The organism is Synechococcus sp. FACHB-909, assembly GCF_014698945.1.
Taxonomy (GTDB): Bacteria; Cyanobacteriota; Cyanobacteriia; order PCC-6307; family Cyanobiaceae; genus Cyanobium.
The window spans coordinates 346,695-369,319 of record NZ_JACJTY010000001.1 but is presented as its reverse complement, the minus strand read 5'-3'; the positions used below and the strand labels follow the sequence as shown (position 1 = coordinate 369,319).

The window sequence follows — 22,625 nt, the reverse complement described above, 5'->3', positions numbered from 1 at the left end:
CGCTCAGCCTTCCCCCTTGCCCTCCAGCCGCACCCCTCCGAGGGTCTTCTGGGCGATCAGGTAGGCCAGCACCGCCGCTCCGAGGAAGCCCAGCACGTTGCGCAGCAGCGGCAGCACGTCGTGGGTGCGCGTGATGATCGGTCCCATGCCCAGGGCGACGAACAGGATCACCCACAGGGGCGAGAGCAGCAGCACCCAGGTCCACTCCACCCGTCGACCCTCCTGGCGGGGGAAGGCGGCGAACCCCACGATCAGCCCGCCCAGGATCGAGGTGCACAGGGTCAGGATCCACTGCTCCTGGGGCAGGCCTGGCACCACCTGGCAGCCGCCCATCGCCAGGCACCCCTTCACGGCGTGGATGGCGGAGAGGATCGAGCCGTCCTCGCCGTGGTCCCGCACATAGAACTGATTGCCATAGCGGGTCTGGAGTTCCACCCAGAAGGTGCGGGGCATCAGGGCGAACAGGGCTTCGCCCACGTTGAAGTTCAGCAGGTTGCCGCCCCGGGGATCGGCCACCAGCAGCAGGCTGCGCTCGTCAAGGTCCCAGAAACCCTTGACGGCCAGGCCGGGCGTGCGCTCGTACTGGGTCAGCACCCGCAGCTTCCAGCCGCTGGTGGCTTCGAAATCCTCGAGTTCGCTCTCCAGGGCCCCCCGCTCGCCATCGGTGAGGGCCTTGGCCAGGTCGATCACCGGGGTGGGGTGATCGGGCAGCAGCTGGGGGTTGTCCGCCGCCAGGGCGGGGCCGCCGCCGCCCGGCAGCAGCCAGGTGGCGAGCACGAGGCAGACCGTGGCCAGGGCGGCCCTGAGCCGCCGCCCCAGGGGGCCGCTTCGCGCGGGCCTGCGCCGTTGTGGTGCCTGAACCGTCTCCGCCGTCACCGCCACCGATCCCGCTGCCCCATCTGCCGCCATTCGCATCGTTCCGTCGTCCATCGGTCAGCATTCTCACCGAGTCCCCCCACGCCGCGTGACCACGTCCCACCCCGGCTCCCCGGCGGCTCCTGACTGGCTGGCCCAGCGCCTGCGGGCGGCGGGCGGCTCGGTGCCGTTCCTCGACTACATGGACTGGGTCCTGCACGACCCGGACCATGGCGCCTACGGCAGTGGCAGGCTCCAGATCGGTCCGGGAGGCGATTTCGCCACGGCCCCTTCGCTGGGGGAGGAGTTCGCCCGCCTGCTGGCCCCCCAGGTGGCCCAGTGGCTGGCCCAGCTGCCCGCTGACAAACCCCTGGCCCTGGTGGAGACCGGACCGGGGGAGGGGCAGCTGGCCCTGCAGCTGGCCGAAGCGCTTCATGCCGGCTGGCCCTCCCTGGCCAGGCGCACCGAGCTGGTGCTCGTCGAGCCGAATGCCGGCATGGCCGAGCGGCAGCGCCGGCGGCTCGCCGCCTGCCCCCTGCCCGTGCGCTGGGCCGACTTCCGCACCCTGGCGGACGCCCCGGTGCGCGGAGTGGTGCTGGCCCACGAGGTGCTCGACGCCCTGGCCGTGGAGCGGATCGAGCGCCGGGGTGAGCGCTGGTGCCGCCAGCGGGTCGTCCTGGAGGGCGTCGGCCTGCGCCTGGAGGCCGGCGAGCCCCTCTCAGGGGCCCTGCTCGAGCCCCTGGCCGACCTCGGACTGCTGCCCCTGGATGAACGCCGCCCGGAAGGCTGGTGCAGCGAGCTCCATCCCGGACTCGCCCCCTGGCTGGCCGCCTGCGGTGAAACGCTCACCCAGGGCTGGCTGCTGGTGATCGACTACGCCCACGAGGCCCGCCGCTACTACGCGCCCCAGCGCAGCAACGGCACCCTGATGGCCTACCGGCGCCAGCGGGCCAGCGACGACCCGCTGCAGGAGCCGGGCCACTGGGACCTGACCGCCCACCTCTGCCTGGAGAGCCTGGAGGTGGCCTCCCGGGCCGGAGGCTGGCAGACCCTGGGCGTCTGCCGTCAGGGCGAGGCCCTGCTGGCCCTCGGGCTCGCCCAGCGTCTGCATGGCCTCCAGCAGGAAAGCGGCACGCCGCTGGCGGAGCTGCTGCAGCGCAGGGAGACCCTGCTGCGGCTGGTGGATCCCGCCGGACTCGGTGAATTCCGCTGGATCGCCCTGCGCCGCGACGGTGAGCCGCCGACCCCGATGACGGAGCCCCTGTTCCTGCTGCCACCCACGGTGTGAACCCAGGGTTCCAACGCAACTCAGCGTTACATCTCAATGCAGCGTTACAACTCAAGCCTTCAACACCTCAACCGCCGCCGTTACATCCCCTCACAAAGGATTGAGCATTCCTGCTCAATCCTTCAGGCGCCCTCAGGCGATGAGGTTAGGTTGAAAAGACTTCCAGAGGAGCGGCCATGGACAGGGTTCTGGGTGATCGCGTGGCTGATCGGGCTGCCGTTCGGTCGGCGGATCAGCTCGCTGTCAATGGCGCCTCGAACGACGATCCCGTCGAGCGTTACTTCGCCTGCATCACCACCTGCTCCCTCGACGACGGTGAGTGCATCACCATCTGCACCGAGGAGTTGCGGGAGAGCCACTGAGGCTCATCAGAACCACTCCGACTGGGCCTCTTCGCGCGGATTGACGTTGGCGTGGGGGGTGGTGCGGCGGAACTCCATGGTGATGCTGCGCTTCTGCTCGCCATCGGCCGCCAGGGCCTCGATCGGGTAGAGCTGCTGGCCGTCACGGAAGGGCACCTGCAGGCGGAAGGTGCCATCGGCGGAAAGGGGAACGGCCTCACCGCCGATGCTGAGGCTCGCCGAGGGGTCGGTGGCGCCGTAGACGATCAGCTCGGCGTCGGCCACCAGCCAGAAGGAGCGCTGGCGGGGGGCCACCCCACCGATGCCGGAACCGCTGCGGCCGGAGGCCCAGGGGCCGGCGCCGGAGGGGGACAAGGCACCGCCTGCGGCGAGACCAGCGGCGGAATCCATCTCGTGGAAGGCCTCCGAGCCACGGCCCAGGCGACGCCAGGGGCTGGTGGCGCTCTGGTAGAGCCGCTCGTGCAGATCGTTGACGATCTCCCGCGCCGGCATGGCTCCAGGAGCCGGCTCGGCGGCGGGCGGCATGGAGAAGGCCACGAAGGGATCGGGCGTCGTCAGGGCCGGTCCGTCCAGTTCCGGCACATGGGCGGTGGCGGAGAAGGCCATGGAGATCCAGCCGCCACTGCCCCCCTTGCGGAAGCCCAGCTCCACCCTGTAATCGCGTCCGGAGAGGGGAACCGGCAGATACCACTCGCTGGCCTGGCTGTCGACGACCACCTCCTGCAGGGTGTGGGGATGGGTGGATCCCCCATCGAGGCCCGTGACGTCGGCGACGCGCAGGCACAGCTGGGTGGCCCCTTCCGCCTGGGCCCGCTGGCGGTCGGCCGGCTCGATGAACCAGCGCACCTGGGACCACTGGGGATCACGGGGCACGAAGGCCACCCAGCTGGCTCCACCGCCGCTCTCCTGGGACGCGGGGTCAGGGGTGGAGGGCGCCTGGGCCGTAGCCGCCGCCGCCGGAGGCTCCTCCACGGGAGCGGCGGATGGGTCGGGCTCAGCGGTCTCCTCCTGGCCGCCGAGCCCGATGGTTCGGGCCAGGGCACCGAGTCGTCGCAGGGGCTGGCTCAGGAAGTTGTTGAACCGGCTGGGACGACTGCTCATGGGCCGTGGTGAATAAAACCTTCCGGTGATGGTCTCCGATCCGGGGGGATCGCGCCTTCCCTGTCAGCGAAAGACCACGATTGAACCCCTTCCCTGCGGGGCATGGCCGGCAGGAACCCCCCGGATCGGGCCGCCATGTCAGGGGGCGCCGATCGAACTGGCGACCGCCAGGGCGGCCCTGATGGTGGCGGGTTCGACGTCGTCGCGGATCGTGACCGAGCCCACACCGGTGGGCAGCACGAAACGCACTTTCCCCTGGCGCACCTTCTTGTCCGCCTGCAGGGAGGCCAGCACCGCCTCCGGATCGAGGGCCGGCCAGTCCATGGGCAGGCCGGCGGCGGCGATCAGGCGTCGCTGGCGGTCCTGATCCGCCTGGCTCCAGAGACCCATGGCCACGGCGATGTCGCCGGCCGCCAGCATGCCCAGCCCCACGGCTTCGCCGTGCAGCCAGGTGCCGTAGCCGCTGAGGTTCTCCACGGCGTGGCCCAGGGTGTGTCCGTAATTGAGGATCGCCCGCAATCCCCCTTCCCGTTCGTCGGCCGCCACCACGCGGGCCTTGGCGGCTGCCGAGCGCTCCAGCAGCCGCTGCAGGAGCACGGGGCCGAGGGCTTCCCGGCTGGCCAGGCCTCCGCGGGGGTCCCGTTCGGCGGCCGTCTCCAGATCCCGGAAGAGGATCCCGTCGCCGATGACGGCGTACTTGATCACCTCCGCCATCCCGGCCCGGAACTCCCGTTCCGGCAGGGTCGCCAGCACCAGGGGGTCGATCAGCACCAGCTTGGGCTGGTGGAAGGCGCCGATCAGGTTCTTGCCACCGGGATGGTTCACCCCGGTCTTGCCGCCGATGGCCGCATCCACCATCGCCAGCAGGGTGGTGGGCACCTGCACCACGGCGATGCCCCGCAGCCAGGTGGCGGCGGCGTAGCCCGCCATGTCCCCCACCACACCGCCACCGAGGGCGACGATCAGGGAGCTCCTCTCCAGGCGGTGGGCGAAGGCGGCGTCGTGGATGGCCGCCACCGTGGCGGGGTTTTTCTGTTCCTCCCCGGCCTCGATCACAAGCGTCTGAACCACAAAGCCGCTGGCCTCCAGGCTCTGCCGCGCCAGGGCGCCATGAAACCCCTCCACGTCGGGGTTGGTCACCATCAGCACCCGGGTGCCGCTCTGGATTCCCTGTTCGAGCAGGAACGAACCGAGGCCCCCGAGCAGGCCCTCACCGATCAGGATCGGGTAGGGATCGGCAGCGAGGGACACCGTGATGGTGCGGTACTCCTGCGGCACGGAGGAAGGGGCGAGGGTGGCCCGAGGCTAGGCCTGGGGCGACTGGCGCCGGACCACCTCCAGCACCGCCTCCCCGTAGCTGGCCAGCTTGGCGTTGCCGATGCCGGTGAGACCGGCGAGTTCCTCAAGGCAGGCGGGGCGGCGTTCGGCGATGGCCACCAGGGTGCGGTCGTGAAAGACCACATAGGGAGGCAGGCGCTGCTGCCGGGCCTGCTCCAGCCGCCAGGCCTTCAGGGCCGACAGGAGTTCCGGATCGGCGGACTCCGCGCTGGCCCCTGGTGTGGCGTTCCCGGAGGGGCGCACCCCACGCCGCTCCCGGGCCGGAGGCGGCAGCCGGACCTCAAGCCGCGACTCCCCCCGCAGCAGCGGCCGCACCAGTTCATCGGGGCCGAACTGCAGGCCGCCGTGGCCATCGGCGGCCGCCACCAGGTAGCCCCTGGCGGTGAGCTGACGGAACAGGCTGCGCCACTGCAGCCGGTCCAGTTCCTTGCCGATTCCGTACACCCCCAGCTGGTCATGGCCGAGGCTGCGGACCCGGGCGGTGTCGCCCCCCAGCAGCACGTCCACCAGATGGGCGGCCCCGAAGCGGCCGCCGGTCCGGTACACGGTCGAGAGGGCCTTGCGGGCCGGCTCGGTCACGTCCACGCCCTGGTTCGGCTCCAGGCAGACGTCGCAGTTGCCGCAGTCGGCGCTGCCCGTTTCGCCCAGATAGTCGAGCAGGATCCGGCGGCGGCAGCCGGAGGTCTCGGCGAAGCCGATCAGGGAGTCGAGCCGGCCATGCTCGATCCGCTTCTGGGCCGGTTCGGCGTCGGACTCCTCGATGAAGCGGCGCAGCGGCGGCACGTCGGCGGCGCCGTGCACCATCCAGGCGATGGCGGGCAGCCCATCGCGGCCCGCCCGGCCCGTCTCCTGGTAGTAGGCCTCCAGGCTCTTGGGCAGGTCCACATGGGCGACGAAGCGCACGTCCGGCTTGTCGATGCCCATGCCGAAGGCGATGGTCGCCACCACGATCACGCCGCTGCCATGGCGGAACCGCTCCAGGGCGGCGCTGCGTGTGTCCGCCGCCAGGCCGGCGTGGTACGGCAGGGCGTCATGCCCCTCGGCCGCCAGCAGGGTGGCGAACTCCTCCACCCGCTTGCGGGAGCGGGCGTAGACGATGCCGGCGTGGCCCCGCTGGCTGGCGAGAAACTCCAGCAGCTGGCGTTTCGGCTCGCTCTTGTCCCGCAACAGGTAGCGGATGTTGGGCCGATCGAAGCTGGCCATAAACACCGCCGCCTGCTCCAGGCCCAGGCGCGCCACGATCTCGGTCCGGGTGCGGGGATCGGCGGTGGCCGTGAGGGCGATGCGGGGCACGGTCCCGAAGCGCTCGGCGAGTACCGCCAGCTGCAGGTACTCGGGCCGGAAATCGTGGCCCCACTGGGAGACGCAGTGGGCTTCGTCGATGGCGAACAGGGCCAGGGGCAGATCGGCGAGCCGCTCGATCAGATCACCGTTCAGCAGCCGCTCCGGCGACACGTAGAGCAGATCCAGCCTCCCGGCCTGCAGCTCCCGCCAGGTGGCCGCCGCCGCCTCGCCGCTCTCGGCCGAGTGCAGGGCGGCCGCCCGCACGCCCGCCTGCCGCAGGGCCCCCACCTGGTCCTGCATCAGGGCGATCAGGGGCGACACCACCACGGCCGTGCCCGGCCGGCAGAGGGCCGGGATCTGATAGCAGAGCGACTTGCCGCCACCGGTGGGCATCAGCACCAGGGCCGATCCCCCCGCGCAGACGTGCTCGACGATGGCGGCCTGGGGGCCGCGGAAGGCGTCGTAGCCGAAGACCTCCCGCAGCACCTGCTTCGGCGTCGGCGTTGGGGTCATGGGGAAAGGGGTGGGGCGGCACCAAGGGGGCTCCTGCCTCGGTTCCGATTGTGCATCGCCCCGGCTCCGGCAGGATGCACCCATGGCCCCACCCACCCCCGCCGCACCGGCTGCCACCCGCTCCGCCTGGGCGTTCCTGACCCCCGCCCTGGTGCTGCTCGCCGTGTCGGTGCTGATCCCGGCGGCCATGGCCCTGGTGATCAGCTTCACCCGGACCGGGCTGGATGTGGGCGAGCCGCTCACCTTCGTGGGCCTGGCCAACTTCCGCCGCCTGCTGGCCGACCCGATGCTGCTGCGGGTCACGGGCACCACCTTTCTCTATCTGGTGGGGGTGGTGCCGCCGATCGTGCTCGGATCCCTGGCCCTGGCGGTGCTGGTCAACCGCCAGCTGCCGGGCATCCACTGGTTCCGTGGCGCCTTCTATACCCCGGTGCTGGTGTCGCTGGTGGTGGCGGCGATCGCCTTCCGCTGGCTCTACGCCGAGAACGGCCTGGTCAACGGCTGGCTCGGTGCCCTGCTGGGGGATCGCTTCTCACCGATCGGCTTCCTCACCTCCACCGGCCTGGCCCTGCCCTCGGTGATGCTCGTGACCCTCTGGAAGGGCCTCGGCTACTACATGGTCATCTTCGTGGCCGGCCTGCAGGGGATCTCCGCCGATCTCTACGAGGCGGCGGCATTGGATGGCAGCGAGGGCTGGCGCCGCCATCTGGACATCACCCTGCCCCTGCTGAGGCCCTACATCACGCTGGTGGCGGTGATTTCAGCCATCGGGGCCACCAAGGTGTTCGAGGAGGTCTACCTGATGACCCAGGGGGGGCCGGCCGACAGCACCCGCACGATCGTCTATTACGTGTACGACCAGGCCTTTTCCGAGCTGGAGATCAGCTACGCCTGCACCGTCGGGCTGGCCCTTTTCCTGATCGTGCTCCTGCTCAGCCTGCTCCGTTACGCCTTCGCCGCCGAGAACCCGCTCCAGTGATCCCCCGCTGAGCTCCCGCCTGGGACCCCAGGCGAGAAGGCATCGACGCTGTAGTGGCAGGCTGGTTTCCGCTTCGAGCCACCAACCCCAGGGTGCAGATCATCGCGGACCCCCTTTCCCAGACCACGCCGGCACCGCTCGAGGCCATCGGCATCGTCGGCGGCGGCCAGCTGGCCTGGATGCTGGCCGAGGCCGCCCGGGATCTCGGTGTCGCCCTTCACGTGCAGACGCCCGGCGCCGAGGATCCGGCCACCCGCGCCGCCGCCAGCGTGGTGCTGGCGCCGGTCGAAGACGTGAACGCCACCCGGGAGCTGGCCGGCCGATGCGGCGCCATCAGTTTCGAGAACGAGTGGATCCCGCTCGAGGATCTGCGGGCCCTGGAGGGGCCCGCCCTGCAGTTCCTGCCGGGTCTCGACGCCCTCCAGCCCCTGGTCAGCAAGGCGGGCCAGCGGCGGCTCCTCGGCGACCTGCATCTGCCCGCCCCCCGCTGGTGCCCCCTGGCCGATGTGCTCCAGCCGGAGCCTCCCCTCCCCCAGGCTCGCGACGCGGATGGCCTGCCGCTGGTGGCTCCCCCGCGTCCCCTGCAGGCGCCGGCGCTGCCGCGCCTCCCCGAGGGCTTCGCCTTTCCCCTGATGGCCAAGGCCAGCCGGGGGGGCTACGACGGCCGGGGCACGGTTCCGGTGGCCGACCTGGGGGCCCTCGAGGAGCTGCTCGAGCGCGTCGAGCCGGACGACTGGATCCTCGAGGAACTGGTGGGCTTCGAGCAGGAACTGGCCCTCGTGGCCTGCCGTGACCGGCAGGGGCAGGTGGCCTGCTATCCCCTGGTGCAGACCCACCAGCACAGCCGTGTTTGCGACTGGGTGCTGTTCCCGGCACCGGTGGACCACCGGGTCGAGGTGTTCGCCCGCAACGTGGCCGCTTCCCTGCTCACCGCCCTCGACTACGTGGGGGTGCTGTCGATCGAGTTCTTCTATGGGCGCTCGGGGCTTCAGGTCAACGAGCTGGCCCCCCGCACCCACAACTCCGGCCATCTGACGATCGAGGCCTGCCGCACCAGCCAGTTCGCCCAGCAGGTGCGGATCGTCGCCGGCCTGCCGATGGGTTCCACCGATGCCGTCGTGCCCGGGGCGCTGATGGTCAACCTCTTGGCGCCGGAGACGGGCGATGACGAGCAGCTCGTGCGCCGGCGGGCGCTGGAGGCGCTTCCGGGCGCCCATCTGCACTGGTACGGCAAGCGGGGCGGTGGGGTGGGCCGCAAGCTGGGCCATCTGACCCTGCTCCTGGATGGCAGCACCGCGGAGGAGCGGGAGCTGCAGCGGCAGCGCCTGCTGGCCGAGGTACGGGCCATCTGGCCGCTCCCCCCCCAACCCGCCTAGGATGGGTTCGGACTGCTGTGTTGGTGACTGCCTTTCACAGTTTTCTGATCTGACTCCCTTTCGACATGGGGAGTCTTCAGCGACGGCAACGTAGACCGGCTTCATTGCCGGAAACGAAGCCCCGCCCCTGACTCCCCTTCTGGTTCATCCAGGTCGAACACTGGGGCAAGACGGCACGGCGGTCCACCCTTTTCAGCCCATCCCGATCACACCCGGCCCGGCATGCTGGGGAGACGTCCCCCCTGCCGCCGTGAACAGCGAGCCCTCGAGCTTCCTGCAGGCCTTCGAGCGCCTGCTCGCCCGTGCCCCGGGTCCGGTGTTTCCCAGGGCCCGGGCGCTGTACCTGCAGAAATACCCCCTGGAAGGGGAGCCCGGGGGCGATTTCCGCACCTTCCTGCTGGAGGAGGAGATCCAGGAAAGTCCCGCCGGCGCCCTGCGGATCCGGGCCCTGGCCCTGGCGATCGTGGCCTGGGGCCAGCCCCGCTTCGATGTGGCCGCCGCATCGGCCTACCTGGAGCAGCGCTGGGGATTGCACCCCAGCGATCTCCAGGTGGTGGAAGGGGCGAACTGGTTCCGCGACAGCGGCGCCTACGGCCGCTTCGGCACCCCGGCCGTCTACGAACGGGTGGCCCCCACCAGCCTGCTCAGTTCGTCAACCGATCCAGCTCCTCCTGCAGCTGATCCCGGCTCAGCCGGGTGACCACGAACACCTCTTGGGCCGTGCTGCCCCGGCGGGCCAGCAGCTTGTGGCCTCCGGTGATCGGGGTCGACACCCGCAGCCGCAGGCCGACGCTGCGGCCCCTGACCCGGGTGATCACCGCCGGGGTGATCGTGTCGATCTCCTTCAGGGTCGCCAGCCTTCGCAGCAGCGGGATCAGGCCCTCCACGTAGGTGCTGTGGGTGATCACCAGCCGGGCCATGGGTGCCGCTCAGCCGTGGCCCAGGGGCGCCATCGTCAGCCCTTCGGCGGAGAGCAGCTGGTGGTAGAGCTCCCCCTGCTCGAGCGGTCCGCTCCAGACCACCGCCGAACCCTCGCCATCGATCCGGTGGGCCAGCTCCCAGGCACGGTCGGGCTGCATGCCGGGCAGGTGGCGCACGAGCACCGCGACCACGTGCTGGAAGGTGTTGACGTCGTCGTCGAGCACGATCACGTTGACGCTGGGGTAGCCCTCCGACCGGCGCTGGGCGATCGGGGCGGTACTTCTCGAGGGAGCGACGACCATGGGCCCGCAGCGGCTGCCGGTCACCAGCGTAGGTAACATGCGCGCAGTCTTGAACCGGTCCCGATGTTGATCACCCTTGGTTGGTCCGCCCTGGCGGCCATCTTCAGCTTCTCGATCGCCATGGTCGTGTGGGGCCGCAACGGTGACAACAGCATCGGTTTCTGATCTGGCTTTCCCCACCACCACCCTGCTGGCGGGCCTCGCCTCCGCCCTACTGCTCTTCGTGAGCGTGGGCGTGATCTATCTCTCCACCGTCGAATGGCGGGACAAGCGTCGGCGCCGCTCCAGTGAGGGCCGCAACCGCTGATGGGATCGCCCACGGCGGCTCTGGCCTTGCCGCGTCTGCCCCGCAGGCTGCCGCTGCCGCCCCTGCCGCTCACCACGGTCACGCTGCTGCTCCTGCTGCTGCTGCCGGGCCTGGCCCTGTGGCGCTGGCCCCGGCCCCGGGCCCAGGGCCTCGAGCAGCTGATGGCGGTGAGCAGCCTGCTGCAGAGCTTCCCCGCCAGTCCCGAGCGGCCGGTCCCGGCCCTGTGGAGCGAACGCCTCGGCGAGGCCCCGGCCACCCGCCTGTGGCGCGAGCAGCGCCGCACCTGGTGGCAGTTCTGGGGACCCCACACCGATGGCGGTGCGTACCTGGTGGTGCAGGAAAACGCCGGCGCCGGAGCCGGTCGGCCCCTGCCTGCCGATGCCCTGCGGGTGGGCAACCTGCTGGTGGTGGCACCCGATCCCCTCTCCCGGCGCCTCCTGCAGGACCAGCTGCGACCGGACCAGCGAGCCGGCCGCGGGTTGTTCAGCGCCTGCCTCTCCCGGCTGGAGACCGGCCAGGGGGTGTTCTGGAACGCGTCCGGCCTCGGGGCGCTGGTGGGTCCCCTCGCCCCCCTGCTGGAGGCCTACCAGGAGGGCTGTCTGTCCCTGTCGCTGCAGTCCTCCGAGGTGCGCTGGCGCGGCGAAGCCTCCGACAGGCCCGCCGCCGTCGGCCCGGCCGGCAGCCTGAGATCCCCGGATCTGGCGGCCCCATCCAGGCCGCCCCTGCCGGCGGATCAGCTTCTGGAACTCCAGGGCTCCTCCCTTGAGCAGCTGTTCCGCGGGCTGCTGGCCCGCCAGCTGATCCGCGATCCCCTGGCGGCCCGCTACGGCATCGACACCAAGGGTCTGGCCCTGCTGCGGCGTTCCCCGTTCCGCCTGCGGCTCCAGCCCCAGGCCACCGGTCCCTTCCAGGCCTCACTCGAGCTCCAGGTGGCGGTGGGGCCCGATCGCCAGGGCTGGCGTCAGCTGCTGCTGGGCCTGGCCAAGGCCCTGCAGGCCCAGGGGCTGGAGGATGGCCCCGGCAGCACCACGACCTCCCAGGCCCTGGCCGCCACCTGGAGCCGGCAGGACGGCGTGGTGCTGGGGGGATGGCGCTGGATCGGGGAGAGCGGGCCTTCGCCCCAGCTGCTCCTGTTCCTCGGTCCGGTGCCAGGCCGCTGGCAGCCCATGGCGATCGCGGGGACGAGTGCCCCCGCCAGCGGCGAGCTCTGGTTGCGGGTCCGGCCCCGGGGCCTCGACCAGCTGGGCCTGCTGCCCGAGCCCCTGCCGGAGCTGGTCCGTCGTGCCGACCAGCTATGGATGGAGGCCGTTCCCGGTGAATCCGCCAGCGGCGGCGCTGGGCTCAGCTGGCTGAAGGGACGCCTTCAGGTGAGCCGCTGACGGCCTGACGCTCTCGCCGCCGCCGCTCGGCGGCCACGGTCTCCTCCATGAGCTCAACGGCCATGGACATCTTCTCCAGGTTGCTGGCGTAAAGGGCCAGGTCCTTGTCAAGCCGGTCGCGCAGCAGGCCCATCGACGCGCCGATCTCGTGGGCCAGCTGGCGCAGGGCCTGGGGCTCCATGGCGTCGTCGGCCAGGGCCTGCTCCAGCAGGGCCAGCAGGCCGACGGCCATCAGGCGGGAATAGTGGAAGTCGGGCCGGCGGATGCCGGCCAGGGCGGTGGCCACCGGCGGCGGCGCCCCCTCCCCCTGGCTCTCGATCCACTGGCGCACCTCGGCCTGGCTGTGGCGCCCCATGGCGGCCAGGGCGTCGTTGCACTGGCGACGCAGGTCGGGCCCGTCGAAGCCGGAGGAGGCGCACAGGGCGTCAAAGAGCGGGCCCTTCTGGGCCTCGGGGCGGTAACCCCGGGCAAAGCCATCGAAGACCTGCACGACCCCGACGGCGAACAGGGGATCACTCTGGAAACCCTTCTGACGGCTCAGCAGGTGGAGCTCCACCAGCAATTCGTCGACCATGCGCCGGTAGAGGGGACCGATGACATGGGGGAAGGCGCCATGGAAGGCGCGTTTGCTGTCGGCGACGGTGAGAGCAGCGCTCACGCGGTTGGATTCTTCGTTGCAGCGACCTTAGCGCTGCAGGCACTCGACCCGATCGGCGGCTGGGTAGGATCGTTTCAATCGCCTGTCTGGAGCCCATGATCCCGATCGTCATCGAGGAGTCGGGTCGCGGTGAAAGAGCCTTCGACATCTATTCGCGCCTGCTGCGCGAGAGGATCATCTTCCTCGGCGAACCGGTGACGGCGGAATCCGCCAACCGCGTGGTGGCCCAGCTGCTGTTTCTGGAGGCCGAAGATCCTGAGAAGGATATCTTCCTCTATGTCAATTCCCCGGGCGGTTCGGTTTACGACGGCCTCGGCATCTTTGACACGATGCAGCACATCAAACCTGACGTCCAGACCGTCTGCGTCGGGCTGGCGGCCAGCATGGGTGCCTTCCTGCTCTGCGCCGGCGCCAAGGGCAAACGCAGCAGTCTGAGTCACTCCCGGATCATGATTCACCAGCCCCTCGGCGGCGCCCGGGGCCAGGCCAGCGACATCCGCATCCAGGCCGATGAGATCCTCTATCTCAAGGACAAGCTGAACCGGGAACTGGCCGGCCGCACCGGTCAGGATCTCGAGCGGATCCAGATCGACACCGACCGGGACTTCTTCATGTCCCCGGCCGAAGCGATGGCCTACGGCCTGATCGACAAAGTGATCGAGAAGCGGCCCGTTCGCCCCGTCTGAGCCGAAAGCAGAGACAAAAAAAGGGCCTGCCGGAGCAGGCCTTTTTTCATGGCCGAGACTCAGGGCCTCAGGGGGCCTCGCTGGTCTCGGCGACGGCGGCTCCCTCATGGGAGGCAGCAGCCAGGTCGGCGGCCGTGAGCAGGGGGGAGAAACGATCCTTGTCAGGAATCGAGGCGAACTCGGAGACGATCAGCCGGAACTCATCGCCATCGAGGCTTTCCTTCTCGATCAGCAGTTCCACCAGCCGGTCCATGCAGGCACGGTGCTCGGCCACCAGCTTGACGGTGTCGGTGTAGCAGCTCTGGACGATCTGCCGGACGGCCTCGTCGATCTTGTGGGCGATGGCATCGGAAACATCGCTGCGGGTCATCAGATCACGGCCCAGGAACACCTCCTGGTTGCCGGCCTCCAGGGACATCGGTCCCAGGTCGCTCATGCCGAAGCGGGTCACCATCTGGCGGGCCATGGAGGCCACCTGCTGAATGTCGCCGCCGGCACCGGTGGTCACCTCGGCGTGGCCGAACACCACGTCCTCGGCGGCACGGCCCCCCAGGGCGCCCATGATCCGGGCCCGCAGCTGGGCGCGGCTGACGAGCATCTGCTCCTCGTCGGGGGCGAACCAGGTGAGGCCCTGGGCCTGACCCCGGGGGATCAGGGTGACCTTCTGCACCGGGTCGTGCTGCTTCACCAGGGTGCCAACCAGGGCATGGCCCACTTCGTGGTAAGCGATCAGGCGCTTGCTGCGGCCATCGGTGAGGGGTTTGCCCTCCATGCCGGCGATGATCCGGTCGACGGCGTCGTCGATCTCGGCCAGGCCGGTGGCCTCCTTGCGCCGGCGGGCGGTGAGAATCGCCGCCTCATTAAGCAGGTTGGCCAGGTCGGCACCGGTGAAGCCGGGGGTGCGGCGGGCGATCATCTCCAGGGAGACGTCGTCGGCCAGCTTCTTGTTGCGGCTGTGGACCTTGAGGATCGAGAGGCGTCCCTTGATGTCGGGGGCGTCGACCTGCACCTGGCGGTCGAAGCGGCCGGGGCGCATCAGGGCCGAGTCCAGGACGTCGGGGCGGTTGGTGGCGGCGATGATGATGATGCCGCTGTTGCCCTCGAAGCCGTCCATCTCGGTGAGCAGCTGGTTGAGGGTCTGCTCCCGTTCGTCGTTGCCGCCGCCGATGCCGGCGCCGCGCTGACGGCCGACGGCGTCGATTTCATCGATGAAGATCAGGCAGGGGCTGTTCTCCTTGGCCCGCTTGAACAGGTCGCGGACCCGGCTGGCGCCGACACCGACGAACATCTCCACGAACTCCGAACCGGAGAGGGAGAAGAAGGGCACACCGGCTTCGCCGGCGATCGCCTTGGCCAGCAGGGTCTTGCCGGTGCCGGGGGGGCCCACCAGCAGCACGCCGCGGGGAATTTTGGCCCCCACGGAGGTGAAGCGCTCGGGGGTCTTGAGGAAGGTGACCACCTCCTGGAGATCCTGCTTGGCCTCCTCCACCCCAGCCACGTCGTCGAACTTGACGCCGGTTTCAGCCTCCATGGCGAACCGTGCCTTGGACTTGCCGAACTGCATCGCTTGGCCCGGCCCGCCCGGCATGCCGGAGGAGCGCCGGGCCAGGAAGATCAGCGAGCCGATCAGCAGCAGCGGGAACAGCAGGTTGCCCAGCAGGCCGAGGGCCGGAGGGGTGGACTTGGGCGGATGGACATCGAAGCTGATGCCCTGGTCCTTGAGTTTGTTGATCAGCTCCGGCGCCACGCCGGGAAGATCGACCCGCAGGCGCTGGACGCGGTTGTCGAGATCGGGATCCACCGCCTCGATCACGGCGGTACGGCCTCCGTCAAAGATGTCGACGGCGGTGACGCGTCCGGCTTCCACGTAATCAAGGAAGCGGCCGTAGCTCATGCGGGCCACCGCGGCATTGCGGGGCGCCGTGGTGTCGCCGCCGCTGTCGGCGGGGGCCAGACGCCCCCCGGAACTCAGCAGCTGCCAGCCCAGGAACAGGGCCACGGCGACCGGCAACAGCCACAGGGCAAGGACACGCCAGCGCTGATTCATGGTTGTGAAGCTTTCGGACAACCTTAAGAGCGCAGGGCCCGGAACCGGGAGCACGCGACCCCCGGCGAGGAGGGCTCAGCCGGCCTGGAGCCAGGGATTGAGCTCAATGCCGCCGGCGGCGGCCTCCGGCACCGGCGCCGATTCCATGATCAGTTCGCGGGCCTCGATCGATTCGAGCAGCTCCGGACCGCCCAGGCCGTGTGTCCAGATCTCCACCTCGCTGCGATCCGGACACTGAAAGGTCAGGAGTTCGAAAGGAAAGACGACCCGTTCGAGGAAGAAATGCTCCGGCCCGATGCAGCGCAGGATGACCATGCGGTCGGAGCCGTTCCGGTAACCGCAATCCACCTGTTCCGTCCTGGCCAGTTGATCCAACACCTTCATGCGGCGACGTCCATACCATCAAGCCATTGCGGCTGTGGGGATTCGGTGACGAAGGCGACGGATTGCCAGTCTTAATCTTTTCTTCTGTTCTTCCCGGGCCAAGGCAAGGCTAAGGCCCGAAACCGGCCAGGCCGCCCTGGCCCCGCAGGGTCGTCACCGGGGTCCGGCGGCTCCCCGAGCCGGAACGCCTTCAGAGACTCCTGAGGGCGGCGATCGGATCCAGCCGGGCGGCCCGGCGCGCCGGCACCACCCCGAAGAACAGGCCGATCGAGCCGGACAGCCCCACCGTCAGCAGCACCGTGCCGGCCTCGATGGTGGCCGGCAGGGGGGTGAACGCCGCCACCAGGCCGACGGTGCCCAGGCCCAGGGCACTGCCGATCACCCCGCCGAGGCTGGCCAGCACCAGGGATTCCACCAGGAACTGGAGCAGGACGTCGCTGCTGCGGGCGCCGAGGGCCTTGCGCAGGCCGATCTCCTCGGTGCGTTCACTCACCGACACCAGCATGATGTTCATGATGCCGATCCCGCCCACCAGCAGGGACACGGCACCGATGGCGCCGAGCATCAGGGTGAGACCGCCCGTGATCGTTCCCACGATCGTGAGGGCATCCTTCTGGGAGCGCACGGCGAAGTCGTCCTCCCGCAGGATGCGGTGGCGCTGGCGCAGCAGGTTGGTGATCTGGAAGGCGGCGGCGCCGGTGCTGGCCTCATCCTTCGCCTCCACGCTGATGAAGGTGAGGCTGATGCCGAAGGTGGGATCCCGCCCGCTCAGCTGGCTCACCATGGTGGTGAGGGGGATGTAGGCGTTCTCGTCCTGGTTGGAGCCAAACACCGCCCCTTTCGAGGCCAGAACGCCGATCACCTCAAAGGACTTGTCCCGGATGCGCAGCTGGCGGCCCAGGGCCTCGCCGGTGGGCATCAGCTTCTTCTGCAGATCGGGCCCGATCACCACCACGTTGCGGGCCCCCTTGAGATCGCGCTCGTCGATGAAGCGGCCCCGGGTCACTTCGAAGCTGCGCACCGGCAGGAATTCCGGCGTCACCCCCGAGACCGAGACCGATGAGCTGAAGCCACCGGCCTGGGCGACTTCGTTGAGGGTGATCTGGGGGGCGACACGACGGACGCTCGGCACCTGCTCGGCGATCGCCTTGGCGTCCTCCAGCACCAGGGTCCGCGGCATCTCGATCCCCTGGCGCCGGGTGTCGTTGTTGCCCGGCACCACGAACAGCACGTTGGCGCCCAGGGTGCTGAGCTGACTCTCGGCCAGGTTCTGGGCCCCGCGCCCGACCCCCACAAGGGTGATGACGGAGGCGTTGCCGATCACGATGCCGAGCATGGTGAGCAGGCTGCGCAGACGGTTGGAGCGCAGCGTCAGCAGCGCCATGGACACCGTTTCGCTCAGGGGCAGCTTGGAGGCCATGGCGGCGCAACCGGAGTGGCTTCGGTTCTAGAGGAACGAGGGCACCGACGAAGCGTGGGCACTGCGGGGGCCCCGGTGGACCACACCCTCCTGAATCTCGAGGGTGACCACCTCACCCATGCGCAGTTCGAGGGTGGCGTTGGCCACACCGACGATCACGGGCACGCCCAGACGCTCGGCGATCACGGCGGCGTGGCTCTGGCGGCCCTCCTCCTCGGCGATCACCCCGCGGGCCTTGCGGATCGCCTCCAGGTAGGCGGCGCTGGTCTCGCGGACCACCAGGATCTCGCCGGCCTCCAGGCGGGCCGCATCCTCGGGCGAGCTGGCCAGCCGCACCTTGCCGCTCACGGTGCCGCTGCCGATGCCGACACCGCGACCCATGACGGCCGAGACGATGCCCACCTTGACCAGGTCGGTGGAGCCGCTCACCCCCTCCAGGGTGCCGGCGGTCTGGACCACCAGATCACCGGCTCCCAGCAGGCCCAGCTGCTGGGCCGTGGCCATGGCGACGCTGAAGGTGCGGCTGCTGCTGGACTGGTCCTGGATCAGCAGCGGATTGACCCCCCACACCAGTTGCAGCTGGCGGGCCACCGTGACGTCGGAGGTGATGGCCAGGATCGGGGTGCTGGGGCGGAACTTGCTGACGTTGCGGGCCGTGGAGCCGGTCTTGGTCAGGGGCAGGATCGCGGCGGCGTTGAGCTGGCGGGCGATGCTGCTGACCGCCTGGCAGATGGCGTTGGGGATGGTGGTGGCCATGTGGCTGTCCAGCACCCGCTGGGGGTAGTCGCGCTCGATGCGGCGGGCGATCTGGTCCATGGTGGCCACCGCCTCCACGGGGTAGTCGCCGACGGCCGTCTCGTTGGAGAGCATCACCGCGTCGGTGCCGTCCAGGATGGCGTTGGCCACATCGCTCACCTCGGCGCGGGTGGGCCGGGGGCAGGAGGCCATCGAATCCAGCATCTGGGTGGCCGTGATGATCGGGATGCCGAGGCTGTTGGCCTTGCGGATCAGCTCCTTCTGCAGCAGCGGCACCTCCTCGGCGGGCATTTCCACCCCGAGGTCGCCACGGGCCACCATCACCCCGTCGCAGAGGGGCAGGATCGCGTCGATGGCGTCGATGGCCTCGAACTTCTCGATCTTGGCCACCACGGGCGTGTCGTGACCGTGGCTGCGGATCAGCTCCCGGATCTCCAGCATGTCGGAGGGGTTGCGCACGAAGCTGAGGGCGACCCAGTCGACCCCCTGCTGCAGGCCGAAGGTCAGGTCGCGGCGGTCCTTGGGGGTCAGGGCCCGGATCGACAGCTGAACATCGGGGAAGTTCACCCCCTTGTTGTTGGAGAGCACCCCGCCGACGGTGACCTTGCACTTGAGGGTCTGTTCGGGGCCGTCCACCTCCACCACCACCATCTCGACGCGGCCGTCGTCCAGCAGGATGCGGCTGCCGCTGCTCACCTCGTCCGCCAGCCGGTCGTAGGTGACCGTGGCGATGGTGTTGTCGCAGTTGACGGCCCGGGAGGTCAGCGAGAAGGGATCCCCCTTAGCCAGGGTGATGGGACCGGCCTGGAAGCGGCCTAGGCGGATCTTGGGACCCTGCAGATCCTGGAGGATGCCGATGTGGACGCCCATTTCGTGGGCCACCTGGCGGATGGTGGCGATCCGATCGGCGTGATCGCTGTGATCGCCGTGGGAAAAGTTGAGACGGAAGGTGGTGGCGCCGGCGGTGATCAGCTGCCGCAGCACCTCGGGTGACTCGGTGGCGGGCCCGATCGTGGCCACGATCTTTGTGCGACGCATGAGATCGTGAGGGGCCATTGGACGACCTTGTACAAGGGCGGAAACTACCATCCGGGCTTGCCAGGAGCGCGCTTGAAATGGACTTTCAGGACTACCAGCAACGCTCCCGTGAGACGGCGCGCTACCCGGAGGCGGGTGCCAACATCCTCTACCCGACCCTGGGGCTCTGCGGCGAGGCCGGCGAGGTGGCCGACAAGGTGAAGAAGGTGCTGCGGGACCGGGGCGGCGTGTTCGGCCCCGAGGTCCGCGACGACCTGCGGCTGGAACTGGGCGATGTGCTCTGGTACGTGGCCCAGCTGGCCACGGAGCTGGGGCTCGACCTCGACGATGTGGCCGGCGCCAACCTGGCCAAGCTGGCCGACCGCGCGAACCGTAACGTGATCGCAGGCAGCGGCGACCGGCGGTGACTCAGCAAAGGACCGTCGTTCCAGGGCCAGGAATCTCGTCCAGGACCTGGGGCAGGATCGGGCCCGCCAGCCTGGTGGTGGCGGGAGCCCGGCTGCTGCTGGGGCTGTCCCTGGTGCTGCTGGTGCTGGTCGGCGCCCCCGCCCTGGCGGGCGCCACCGACCTGAAGGTGTCGGAGGTGGTGCTGGAGCCCTGCCCCGCCGATGACCTGGGCACCCAGCCGACCCTGGCCCGGCCCAGCGGCGCCACCTGCTGGGCCCTGCGCGGCGTGGTGGTCAACCCGGGATCGAAGCCCGTGGTGGACACCGATGTGTTCGGCCTGATCCTCGATGCCAGCGGCGAGCCGGTGCTGCCCAACCGCACCAGGGTGGGATCCATCGGCGACGTGCCCCCCGGCCGCTCCAGCTTCGCCCTGCGGCTGGCGGTGCCCGCCGGCACCCCCGGCCCCCTGGGCACCCGCAGCGTCAAGGCCCGGGGCTTCAGTGCCCCGGTGCGTACCCGTGCCGGCGTCGACGACGAGCTGCTGCCCCTGGAGGAGGCCCTGGCGGCGTCCCCGGCCGCCGACCCTCAGTAGAGGCCGCCGGAGAGGGTGGCGATGGAGGCCCCCAGAAGGCTCTGGGCCAGCTGCAGGGCGATGAAGGCCACCAGGGCCGAGAGGTCGATGCCGCCGAGGGGCGGAATCAGGCCGCGGAAGGCGTTGAGGTAGGGGTCGGTGATGGCGCTGACGCTGGAGAGCACCGGGTTGCTCCAGTCCAAGTTGGGGAACCAGCTGAGCAGCACCCGGACCAGCAGCACCAGCAGGTAAATGCTCAGGGTCTGGGCCAGCACCTGGAGCAGGAAGACGAGGATGCTCATGGAAGGGGTCGGGGGATGGGGCTGCAGGCTTGCGCCGACGCTTGGGACAACTCTATGGATCCGCCTCTTCGTCGGGTGGTGGCGGGGTTCCGGCCGTCTCGGCGGCCGCCAGGCGTGAGCCCAGGGCGGCCAGATCATCGGCCTTCAGGGAGAAGGTGCGGTGGAACTTCTCGCTCAGGCTCAGCCAGTAGGAGCGGCCGTCGCTCTGGCGGCGGCGTTCGATGAAGTCCTGGGCCAGCAGCTCCCTGATGTGGTCGTAGGCCCCTGAGCCGCGCAGCTCCACCAGCTCCGACTGCAGCAGGCGCTTCTTGAGGGCGATGGTGGCCAGGGTCCGCAGGGCGGCGACAGAGAGGTCCACCGGCAGCAGGTTCTGGACCAGGTCCCCCAGGCCGGCGCGCAGCTGCAGGGCGTAGTGCTGGCCCTCCTGGTGGATCTCCAGGGCGGTGTCCCGGTGCGCGTAGTCGGCCATCAGGGTGATCAGGGCCAGCTCGGTCTCGTCCCGGTCGATGCCGGCGATGGCGGCCAGCTCAGCCAGCTCCAGGGGCCGACCCTTCAGGTAGAGAATCGCCTCGAGCCGGGCCGGCAGGGACAGGCCCGGGGTGGCCGCCACCGAGCGATCGCCTACGGAGGGCTTGCCTTCAGGAGGCTTGCCTTCAGAAGGCAGGCGGTCGGGTTCAGCCATGGGGACGTCCGGCACGGCGTGGCGGCAACGTATCGCAGGCCTCAGACCCCTACCAGCCCGCCCGGACTGGCCAGGGACCGTCCCACCTCACCCAGGAACAGCCGGTAGGCCGGATTGGACGTTTCCTCCCAATGCTGGTAAGGGAGATCAGCGAGGAAGGCCTGCCAGGCCTCCAGCTCCGCTGGCGGCACCTGCACCCCGACCACGATGCGGCCCACGTCGGCGCCGTGGTTGCGGTAATGAAAAATGCTGATGTTCCAGTTGGGGTGCAGGGCGTTCACGAAGGCCATCAGGGCACCGGGCCGCTCCGGGAACACGAAGCGATACAGCCGCTCTTCCCCCTGGTTCAGGGCCGCCCCCGCACTGGCCGGCAGCCGTCCGCCCACCATGTGACAGAGGTGGAGCTTGGCCAGCTCGTCGCCGCTCAGGTCGAGACAGGGAAACCCCTGGGCCTCAAGCGCTTCCATCAGCTGGCGGGTGTCCTGGTGGCCGCTGATCTGCACCCCCACGAAGATGTGGGCCAGCTGGGGATCGGCGAGGCGGTAGCTGAACTCGGTGAGGCTGCGCTGGCCGAGGACGGCGCAGAAGCGCGCCAGGCTGCCGGGCTTCTCCGGGATCTCGACCGCCAGCAGGGCTTCGCGCTCCTCCCCCAGCTCGGCCCGCTCGGCTACGAAGGCCAGCCGGTCGAAGTTCATGTTCGCGCCGCAGGCCACCGCCACCAGGGTGCGGTCCCGCAGCTGCCTCTGGGCCACGTCCTTCTTCATCCCCGCCACCGAGAGGGCGCCGGCCGGTTCCAGGATCGAGCGGGTGTCCTCGAAGACGTCCTTGATGGCGGCGCAGATCTCGTCGGTGTCCACCGTGACCATCCGGTCGACGCAGCGCTGGGCCAGGGCGAAGGTGTGCTCGCCCACCTGCCGCACGGCCACCCCGTCGGCGAACAGGCCCACCTGCTCCAGCCGCACCCGCTTCCCCGCCGCCAGTGAGCGGGTCATGGCGTCGGCATCGCTCGGCTCGACCCCGATCACCTCCACCCGGGGCCAGAGGCTCTTGACGTAGGCGCCGATCCCGGCGATCAGACCGCCGCCGCCCACCGCCACGTAGATGGCATCGGGGGGATCGGAGCACTGGCGCAGGATCTCCAGGGCGACCGTGCCCTGGCCGGCGATCACATCCGGGTCGTCGAAGGGATGGATGAAGGTGAGTCCGCGCTGGCGCTGCAGGCGGTGGGCTTCCTCACAGGCCTCGTCGTAGGTGTCGCCGTGGAGCACCACCTCGGCCCCGCGGGCCGCCACCGACCGCACCTTCATCTCCGGCGTCGTGACCGGCATGACGATCACGGCGGTGCAGCCCAGCCGCTGGGCCGCCAGGGCGACCCCCTGGGCGTGGTTGCCGGCGCTGGCGGCGATCACCCCCCGGTCGAGCTCGGCGCGCTCCAGGCCGACCATCTTGTTGTAGGCGCCGCGCAGCTTGAAGCTGAACACGGGCTGGAGATCCTCCCGTTTGAGCAGCACCTGGTTGTGCAGCCGGCGGGAGAGGTTGGGGGCGGGATCGAGGGGGGACTCGATCGCCACGTCGTACACCCGGGCCCGCAGGATCCGCTGCAGGTAGGCGGTTGCCCCGGGGAACGCGTCGTCGTCAGCCATGGTCATCGCTCCAGTGTCGCAACCCGACCCCGGAACGGTGGCGTCC

Annotated in this window: 25 protein-coding genes and 1 other RNA gene; 12 read left to right on the top strand and 14 right to left on the bottom strand. The window is 70.0% G+C overall.

The annotated features are described in order from the left end of the window. Positions 1-3: 3 nt before the first annotated feature. Positions 4-819 (bottom strand): TPM domain-containing protein, encoded by an 816-nt coding sequence (locus H6G99_RS01805; RefSeq protein WP_190609859.1) that lies wholly within the window; start codon positions 817-819, stop codon positions 4-6. A gap of 145 nt (positions 820-964) precedes the next feature. Here H6G99_RS01805 and H6G99_RS01800 point away from each other — a divergent pair, with 145 nt between their 5' ends. Together H6G99_RS01800 and H6G99_RS01795 are read left to right on the top strand one after the other, a co-directional pair. Beyond that, positions 965-2,143, top strand: coding sequence for a class I SAM-dependent methyltransferase (locus H6G99_RS01800; protein WP_190609521.1), 1,179 nt, complete (start codon positions 965-967; stop codon positions 2,141-2,143). 176 nt (positions 2,144-2,319) lie between these two features. Further along, positions 2,320-2,505, top strand: coding sequence for a DUF8642 family protein (locus tag H6G99_RS01795; RefSeq protein WP_190609894.1), 186 nt, complete (start codon positions 2,320-2,322; stop codon positions 2,503-2,505). Between the two features lie 6 nt (positions 2,506-2,511). Here the strand turns inward: H6G99_RS01795 and H6G99_RS01790 are convergent, their stop codons facing one another. The 3 genes from H6G99_RS01790 to recQ form a co-directional block, all read right to left on the bottom strand. Continuing rightward, positions 2,512-3,606 (bottom strand): DUF4912 domain-containing protein, encoded by a 1,095-nt coding sequence (locus H6G99_RS01790; protein WP_190609519.1) that lies wholly within the window; start codon positions 3,604-3,606, stop codon positions 2,512-2,514. Positions 3,607-3,744: 138 nt separating this feature from the next. Further along, positions 3,745-4,884 (bottom strand): 3-dehydroquinate synthase, encoded by a 1,140-nt coding sequence (aroB, locus tag H6G99_RS01785; RefSeq protein ID WP_190609517.1) that lies wholly within the window; start codon positions 4,882-4,884, stop codon positions 3,745-3,747. Positions 4,885-4,911: 27 nt separating this feature from the next. Next, positions 4,912-6,741: a DNA helicase RecQ gene (gene recQ / locus H6G99_RS01780; RefSeq protein WP_190609515.1), complete on the bottom strand. Its 1,830-nt coding sequence runs from the start codon at positions 6,739-6,741 to the stop codon at positions 4,912-4,914. An 82-nt stretch (positions 6,742-6,823) separates the two neighbouring features. Here recQ and H6G99_RS01775 point away from each other — a divergent pair, with 82 nt between their 5' ends. The 4 genes from H6G99_RS01775 (at position 6,824) to H6G99_RS01760 (ending at position 9,796) form a co-directional block, all read left to right on the top strand. Beyond that, positions 6,824-7,720, top strand: coding sequence for a carbohydrate ABC transporter permease (locus H6G99_RS01775; protein ID WP_094584644.1), 897 nt, complete (start codon positions 6,824-6,826; stop codon positions 7,718-7,720). Positions 7,721-7,812: 92 nt separating this feature from the next. After that, entirely contained in the window at positions 7,813-9,096 is a 1,284-nt protein-coding gene (locus H6G99_RS01770) for an ATP-grasp domain-containing protein (protein WP_353617144.1), read from the top strand. Positions 9,097-9,102: 6 nt separating this feature from the next. Next, positions 9,103-9,285, top strand: a non-coding RNA gene (ssrS, locus tag H6G99_RS01765) — 6S RNA. Positions 9,286-9,346: 61 nt separating this feature from the next. After that, entirely contained in the window at positions 9,347-9,796 is a 450-nt protein-coding gene (locus tag H6G99_RS01760; RefSeq protein ID WP_190609511.1) for a hypothetical protein, read from the top strand. Here H6G99_RS01760 and H6G99_RS01755 read toward each other — a convergent pair. Together H6G99_RS01755 and clpS are read right to left on the bottom strand one after the other, a co-directional pair. Further along, positions 9,741-10,016: a DUF2103 domain-containing protein gene (locus H6G99_RS01755; RefSeq protein WP_094584642.1), complete on the bottom strand. Its 276-nt coding sequence runs from the start codon at positions 10,014-10,016 to the stop codon at positions 9,741-9,743. The genes H6G99_RS01760 and H6G99_RS01755 overlap by 56 nt on opposite strands. 9 nt (positions 10,017-10,025) lie before the next feature. Further along, positions 10,026-10,319 carry an ATP-dependent Clp protease adapter ClpS gene (clpS, locus tag H6G99_RS01750; RefSeq protein ID WP_094584641.1) on the bottom strand — a complete coding sequence of 98 codons (294 nt, stop codon included), beginning with the start codon at positions 10,317-10,319 and terminating at the stop codon, positions 10,026-10,028. Positions 10,320-10,382: 63 nt separating this feature from the next. On the opposite strand from clpS, the gene petN reads away from it, so the two are divergent. Genes petN through H6G99_RS01735 form a run of 3 tightly spaced genes read left to right on the top strand, consistent with a single transcriptional unit; the run spans position 10,383 to position 12,005 of the window. Next, positions 10,383-10,484 (top strand): cytochrome b6-f complex subunit PetN, encoded by a 102-nt coding sequence (petN, locus tag H6G99_RS01745; RefSeq protein WP_094584640.1) that lies wholly within the window; start codon positions 10,383-10,385, stop codon positions 10,482-10,484. Continuing rightward, positions 10,462-10,626: a hypothetical protein gene (locus H6G99_RS01740; protein ID WP_015108282.1), complete on the top strand. Its 165-nt coding sequence runs from the start codon at positions 10,462-10,464 to the stop codon at positions 10,624-10,626. Before petN ends, H6G99_RS01740 begins: the two co-directional genes overlap by 23 nt. A gap of 26 nt (positions 10,627-10,652) precedes the next feature. Further along, the gene (locus H6G99_RS01735; RefSeq protein ID WP_190609510.1) at positions 10,653-12,005 is read left to right on the top strand and encodes a hypothetical protein; all 1,353 of its coding nucleotides are present in this window, start codon (positions 10,653-10,655) and stop codon (positions 12,003-12,005) included. Here the strand turns inward: H6G99_RS01735 and psb29 are convergent. Beyond that, positions 11,968-12,663, bottom strand: a complete 696-nt coding sequence (gene psb29, locus H6G99_RS01730) for a photosystem II biogenesis protein Psp29 (RefSeq protein WP_190609508.1) — start codon at positions 12,661-12,663, stop codon at positions 11,968-11,970. The genes H6G99_RS01735 and psb29 overlap by 38 nt on opposite strands. 95 nt (positions 12,664-12,758) lie before the next feature. Between psb29 and clpP the strand changes: the two genes are divergently transcribed. Next, on the top strand, positions 12,759-13,349 hold the full coding sequence (gene clpP, locus H6G99_RS01725) for an ATP-dependent Clp endopeptidase proteolytic subunit ClpP (RefSeq protein WP_094584637.1): 591 nt from the start codon (positions 12,759-12,761) through the stop codon (positions 13,347-13,349). A gap of 67 nt (positions 13,350-13,416) precedes the next feature. Here clpP and ftsH read toward each other — a convergent pair whose 3' ends face one another. The 4 genes from ftsH to pyk all read right to left on the bottom strand — a co-directional run bounded on the left by ftsH (position 13,417) and on the right by pyk (position 19,012). Continuing rightward, positions 13,417-15,396, bottom strand: a complete 1,980-nt coding sequence (gene ftsH, locus H6G99_RS01720; RefSeq protein WP_190609506.1) for an ATP-dependent zinc metalloprotease FtsH — start codon at positions 15,394-15,396, stop codon at positions 13,417-13,419. Between the two features lie 75 nt (positions 15,397-15,471). Then, positions 15,472-15,780, bottom strand: a complete 309-nt coding sequence (locus tag H6G99_RS01715) for a DUF1830 domain-containing protein (protein ID WP_190609504.1) — start codon at positions 15,778-15,780, stop codon at positions 15,472-15,474. A 190-nt stretch (positions 15,781-15,970) separates the two neighbouring features. Then, positions 15,971-17,200, bottom strand: a complete 1,230-nt coding sequence (locus tag H6G99_RS01710; RefSeq protein ID WP_094584634.1) for an ABC transporter permease — start codon at positions 17,198-17,200, stop codon at positions 15,971-15,973. Positions 17,201-17,227: 27 nt separating this feature from the next. Further along, positions 17,228-19,012, bottom strand: coding sequence for a pyruvate kinase (pyk, locus tag H6G99_RS01705; protein WP_190609502.1), 1,785 nt, complete (start codon positions 19,010-19,012; stop codon positions 17,228-17,230). Positions 19,013-19,071: 59 nt separating this feature from the next. On the opposite strand from pyk, the gene H6G99_RS01700 reads away from it, so the two are divergent. Then, positions 19,072-19,401: a nucleoside triphosphate pyrophosphohydrolase family protein gene (locus H6G99_RS01700; protein WP_094584632.1), complete on the top strand. Its 330-nt coding sequence runs from the start codon at positions 19,072-19,074 to the stop codon at positions 19,399-19,401. Positions 19,402-19,472: 71 nt separating this feature from the next. After that, positions 19,473-19,973 carry a hypothetical protein gene (locus H6G99_RS01695; RefSeq protein ID WP_286190957.1) on the top strand — a complete coding sequence of 167 codons (501 nt, stop codon included), beginning with the start codon at positions 19,473-19,475 and terminating at the stop codon, positions 19,971-19,973. Here H6G99_RS01695 and H6G99_RS01690 read toward each other — a convergent pair. From H6G99_RS01690 to ilvA, 3 genes are read right to left on the bottom strand one after another with little or no spacing between them, the layout of a single operon-like run. Further along, on the bottom strand, positions 19,967-20,254 hold the full coding sequence (locus H6G99_RS01690; protein WP_190609500.1) for a YggT family protein: 288 nt from the start codon (positions 20,252-20,254) through the stop codon (positions 19,967-19,969). The two genes, H6G99_RS01695 and H6G99_RS01690, sit on opposite strands and share 7 nt — an antisense overlap. A 52-nt stretch (positions 20,255-20,306) precedes the next feature. Further along, positions 20,307-20,936 carry an SMC-Scp complex subunit ScpB gene (scpB, locus tag H6G99_RS01685; RefSeq protein WP_199296897.1) on the bottom strand — a complete coding sequence of 210 codons (630 nt, stop codon included), beginning with the start codon at positions 20,934-20,936 and terminating at the stop codon, positions 20,307-20,309. 41 nt (positions 20,937-20,977) lie between these two features. Beyond that, entirely contained in the window at positions 20,978-22,585 is a 1,608-nt protein-coding gene (gene ilvA / locus H6G99_RS01680; RefSeq protein WP_190609498.1) for a threonine ammonia-lyase, biosynthetic, read from the bottom strand. Positions 22,586-22,625: the final 40 nt, after the last annotated feature.

Bases quoted from the DNA above. Each gene is read 5' to 3' on its own strand.
- H6G99_RS01795 (WP_190609894.1), top strand. From the start codon at position 2,320: ATGGACAGGGTTCTGGGTGATCGCGTGGCTGATCGGGCTGCCGTTCGG.
- H6G99_RS01790 (WP_190609519.1), bottom strand. From the start codon at position 3,606: ATGAGCAGTCGTCCCAGCCGGTTCAACAACTTCCTGAGCCAGCCCCTG.
- recQ (WP_190609515.1), bottom strand. From the start codon at position 6,741: ATGACCCCAACGCCGACGCCGAAGCAGGTGCTGCGGGAGGTCTTCGGC.
- H6G99_RS01775 (WP_094584644.1), top strand. From the start codon at position 6,824: ATGGCCCCACCCACCCCCGCCGCACCGGCTGCCACCCGCTCCGCCTGG.
- H6G99_RS01755 (WP_094584642.1), bottom strand. From the start codon at position 10,016: ATGGCCCGGCTGGTGATCACCCACAGCACCTACGTGGAGGGCCTGATC.
- clpS (WP_094584641.1), bottom strand. From the start codon at position 10,319: ATGGTCGTCGCTCCCTCGAGAAGTACCGCCCCGATCGCCCAGCGCCGG.
- petN (WP_094584640.1), top strand. From the start codon at position 10,383: ATGTTGATCACCCTTGGTTGGTCCGCCCTGGCGGCCATCTTCAGCTTC.
- clpP (WP_094584637.1), top strand. From the start codon at position 12,759: ATGATCCCGATCGTCATCGAGGAGTCGGGTCGCGGTGAAAGAGCCTTC.
- ftsH (WP_190609506.1), bottom strand. From the start codon at position 15,396: ATGAATCAGCGCTGGCGTGTCCTTGCCCTGTGGCTGTTGCCGGTCGCC.
- H6G99_RS01715 (WP_190609504.1), bottom strand. From the start codon at position 15,780: ATGAAGGTGTTGGATCAACTGGCCAGGACGGAACAGGTGGATTGCGGT.
- H6G99_RS01710 (WP_094584634.1), bottom strand. From the start codon at position 17,200: ATGGCCTCCAAGCTGCCCCTGAGCGAAACGGTGTCCATGGCGCTGCTG.
- pyk (WP_190609502.1), bottom strand. From the start codon at position 19,012: ATGGCCCCTCACGATCTCATGCGTCGCACAAAGATCGTGGCCACGATC.
- H6G99_RS01700 (WP_094584632.1), top strand. From the start codon at position 19,072: ATGGACTTTCAGGACTACCAGCAACGCTCCCGTGAGACGGCGCGCTAC.
- H6G99_RS01690 (WP_190609500.1), bottom strand. From the start codon at position 20,254: ATGAGCATCCTCGTCTTCCTGCTCCAGGTGCTGGCCCAGACCCTGAGC.
- scpB (WP_199296897.1), bottom strand. From the start codon at position 20,936: ATGGCTGAACCCGACCGCCTGCCTTCTGAAGGCAAGCCTCCTGAAGGC.
- ilvA (WP_190609498.1), bottom strand. From the start codon at position 22,585: ATGACCATGGCTGACGACGACGCGTTCCCCGGGGCAACCGCCTACCTG.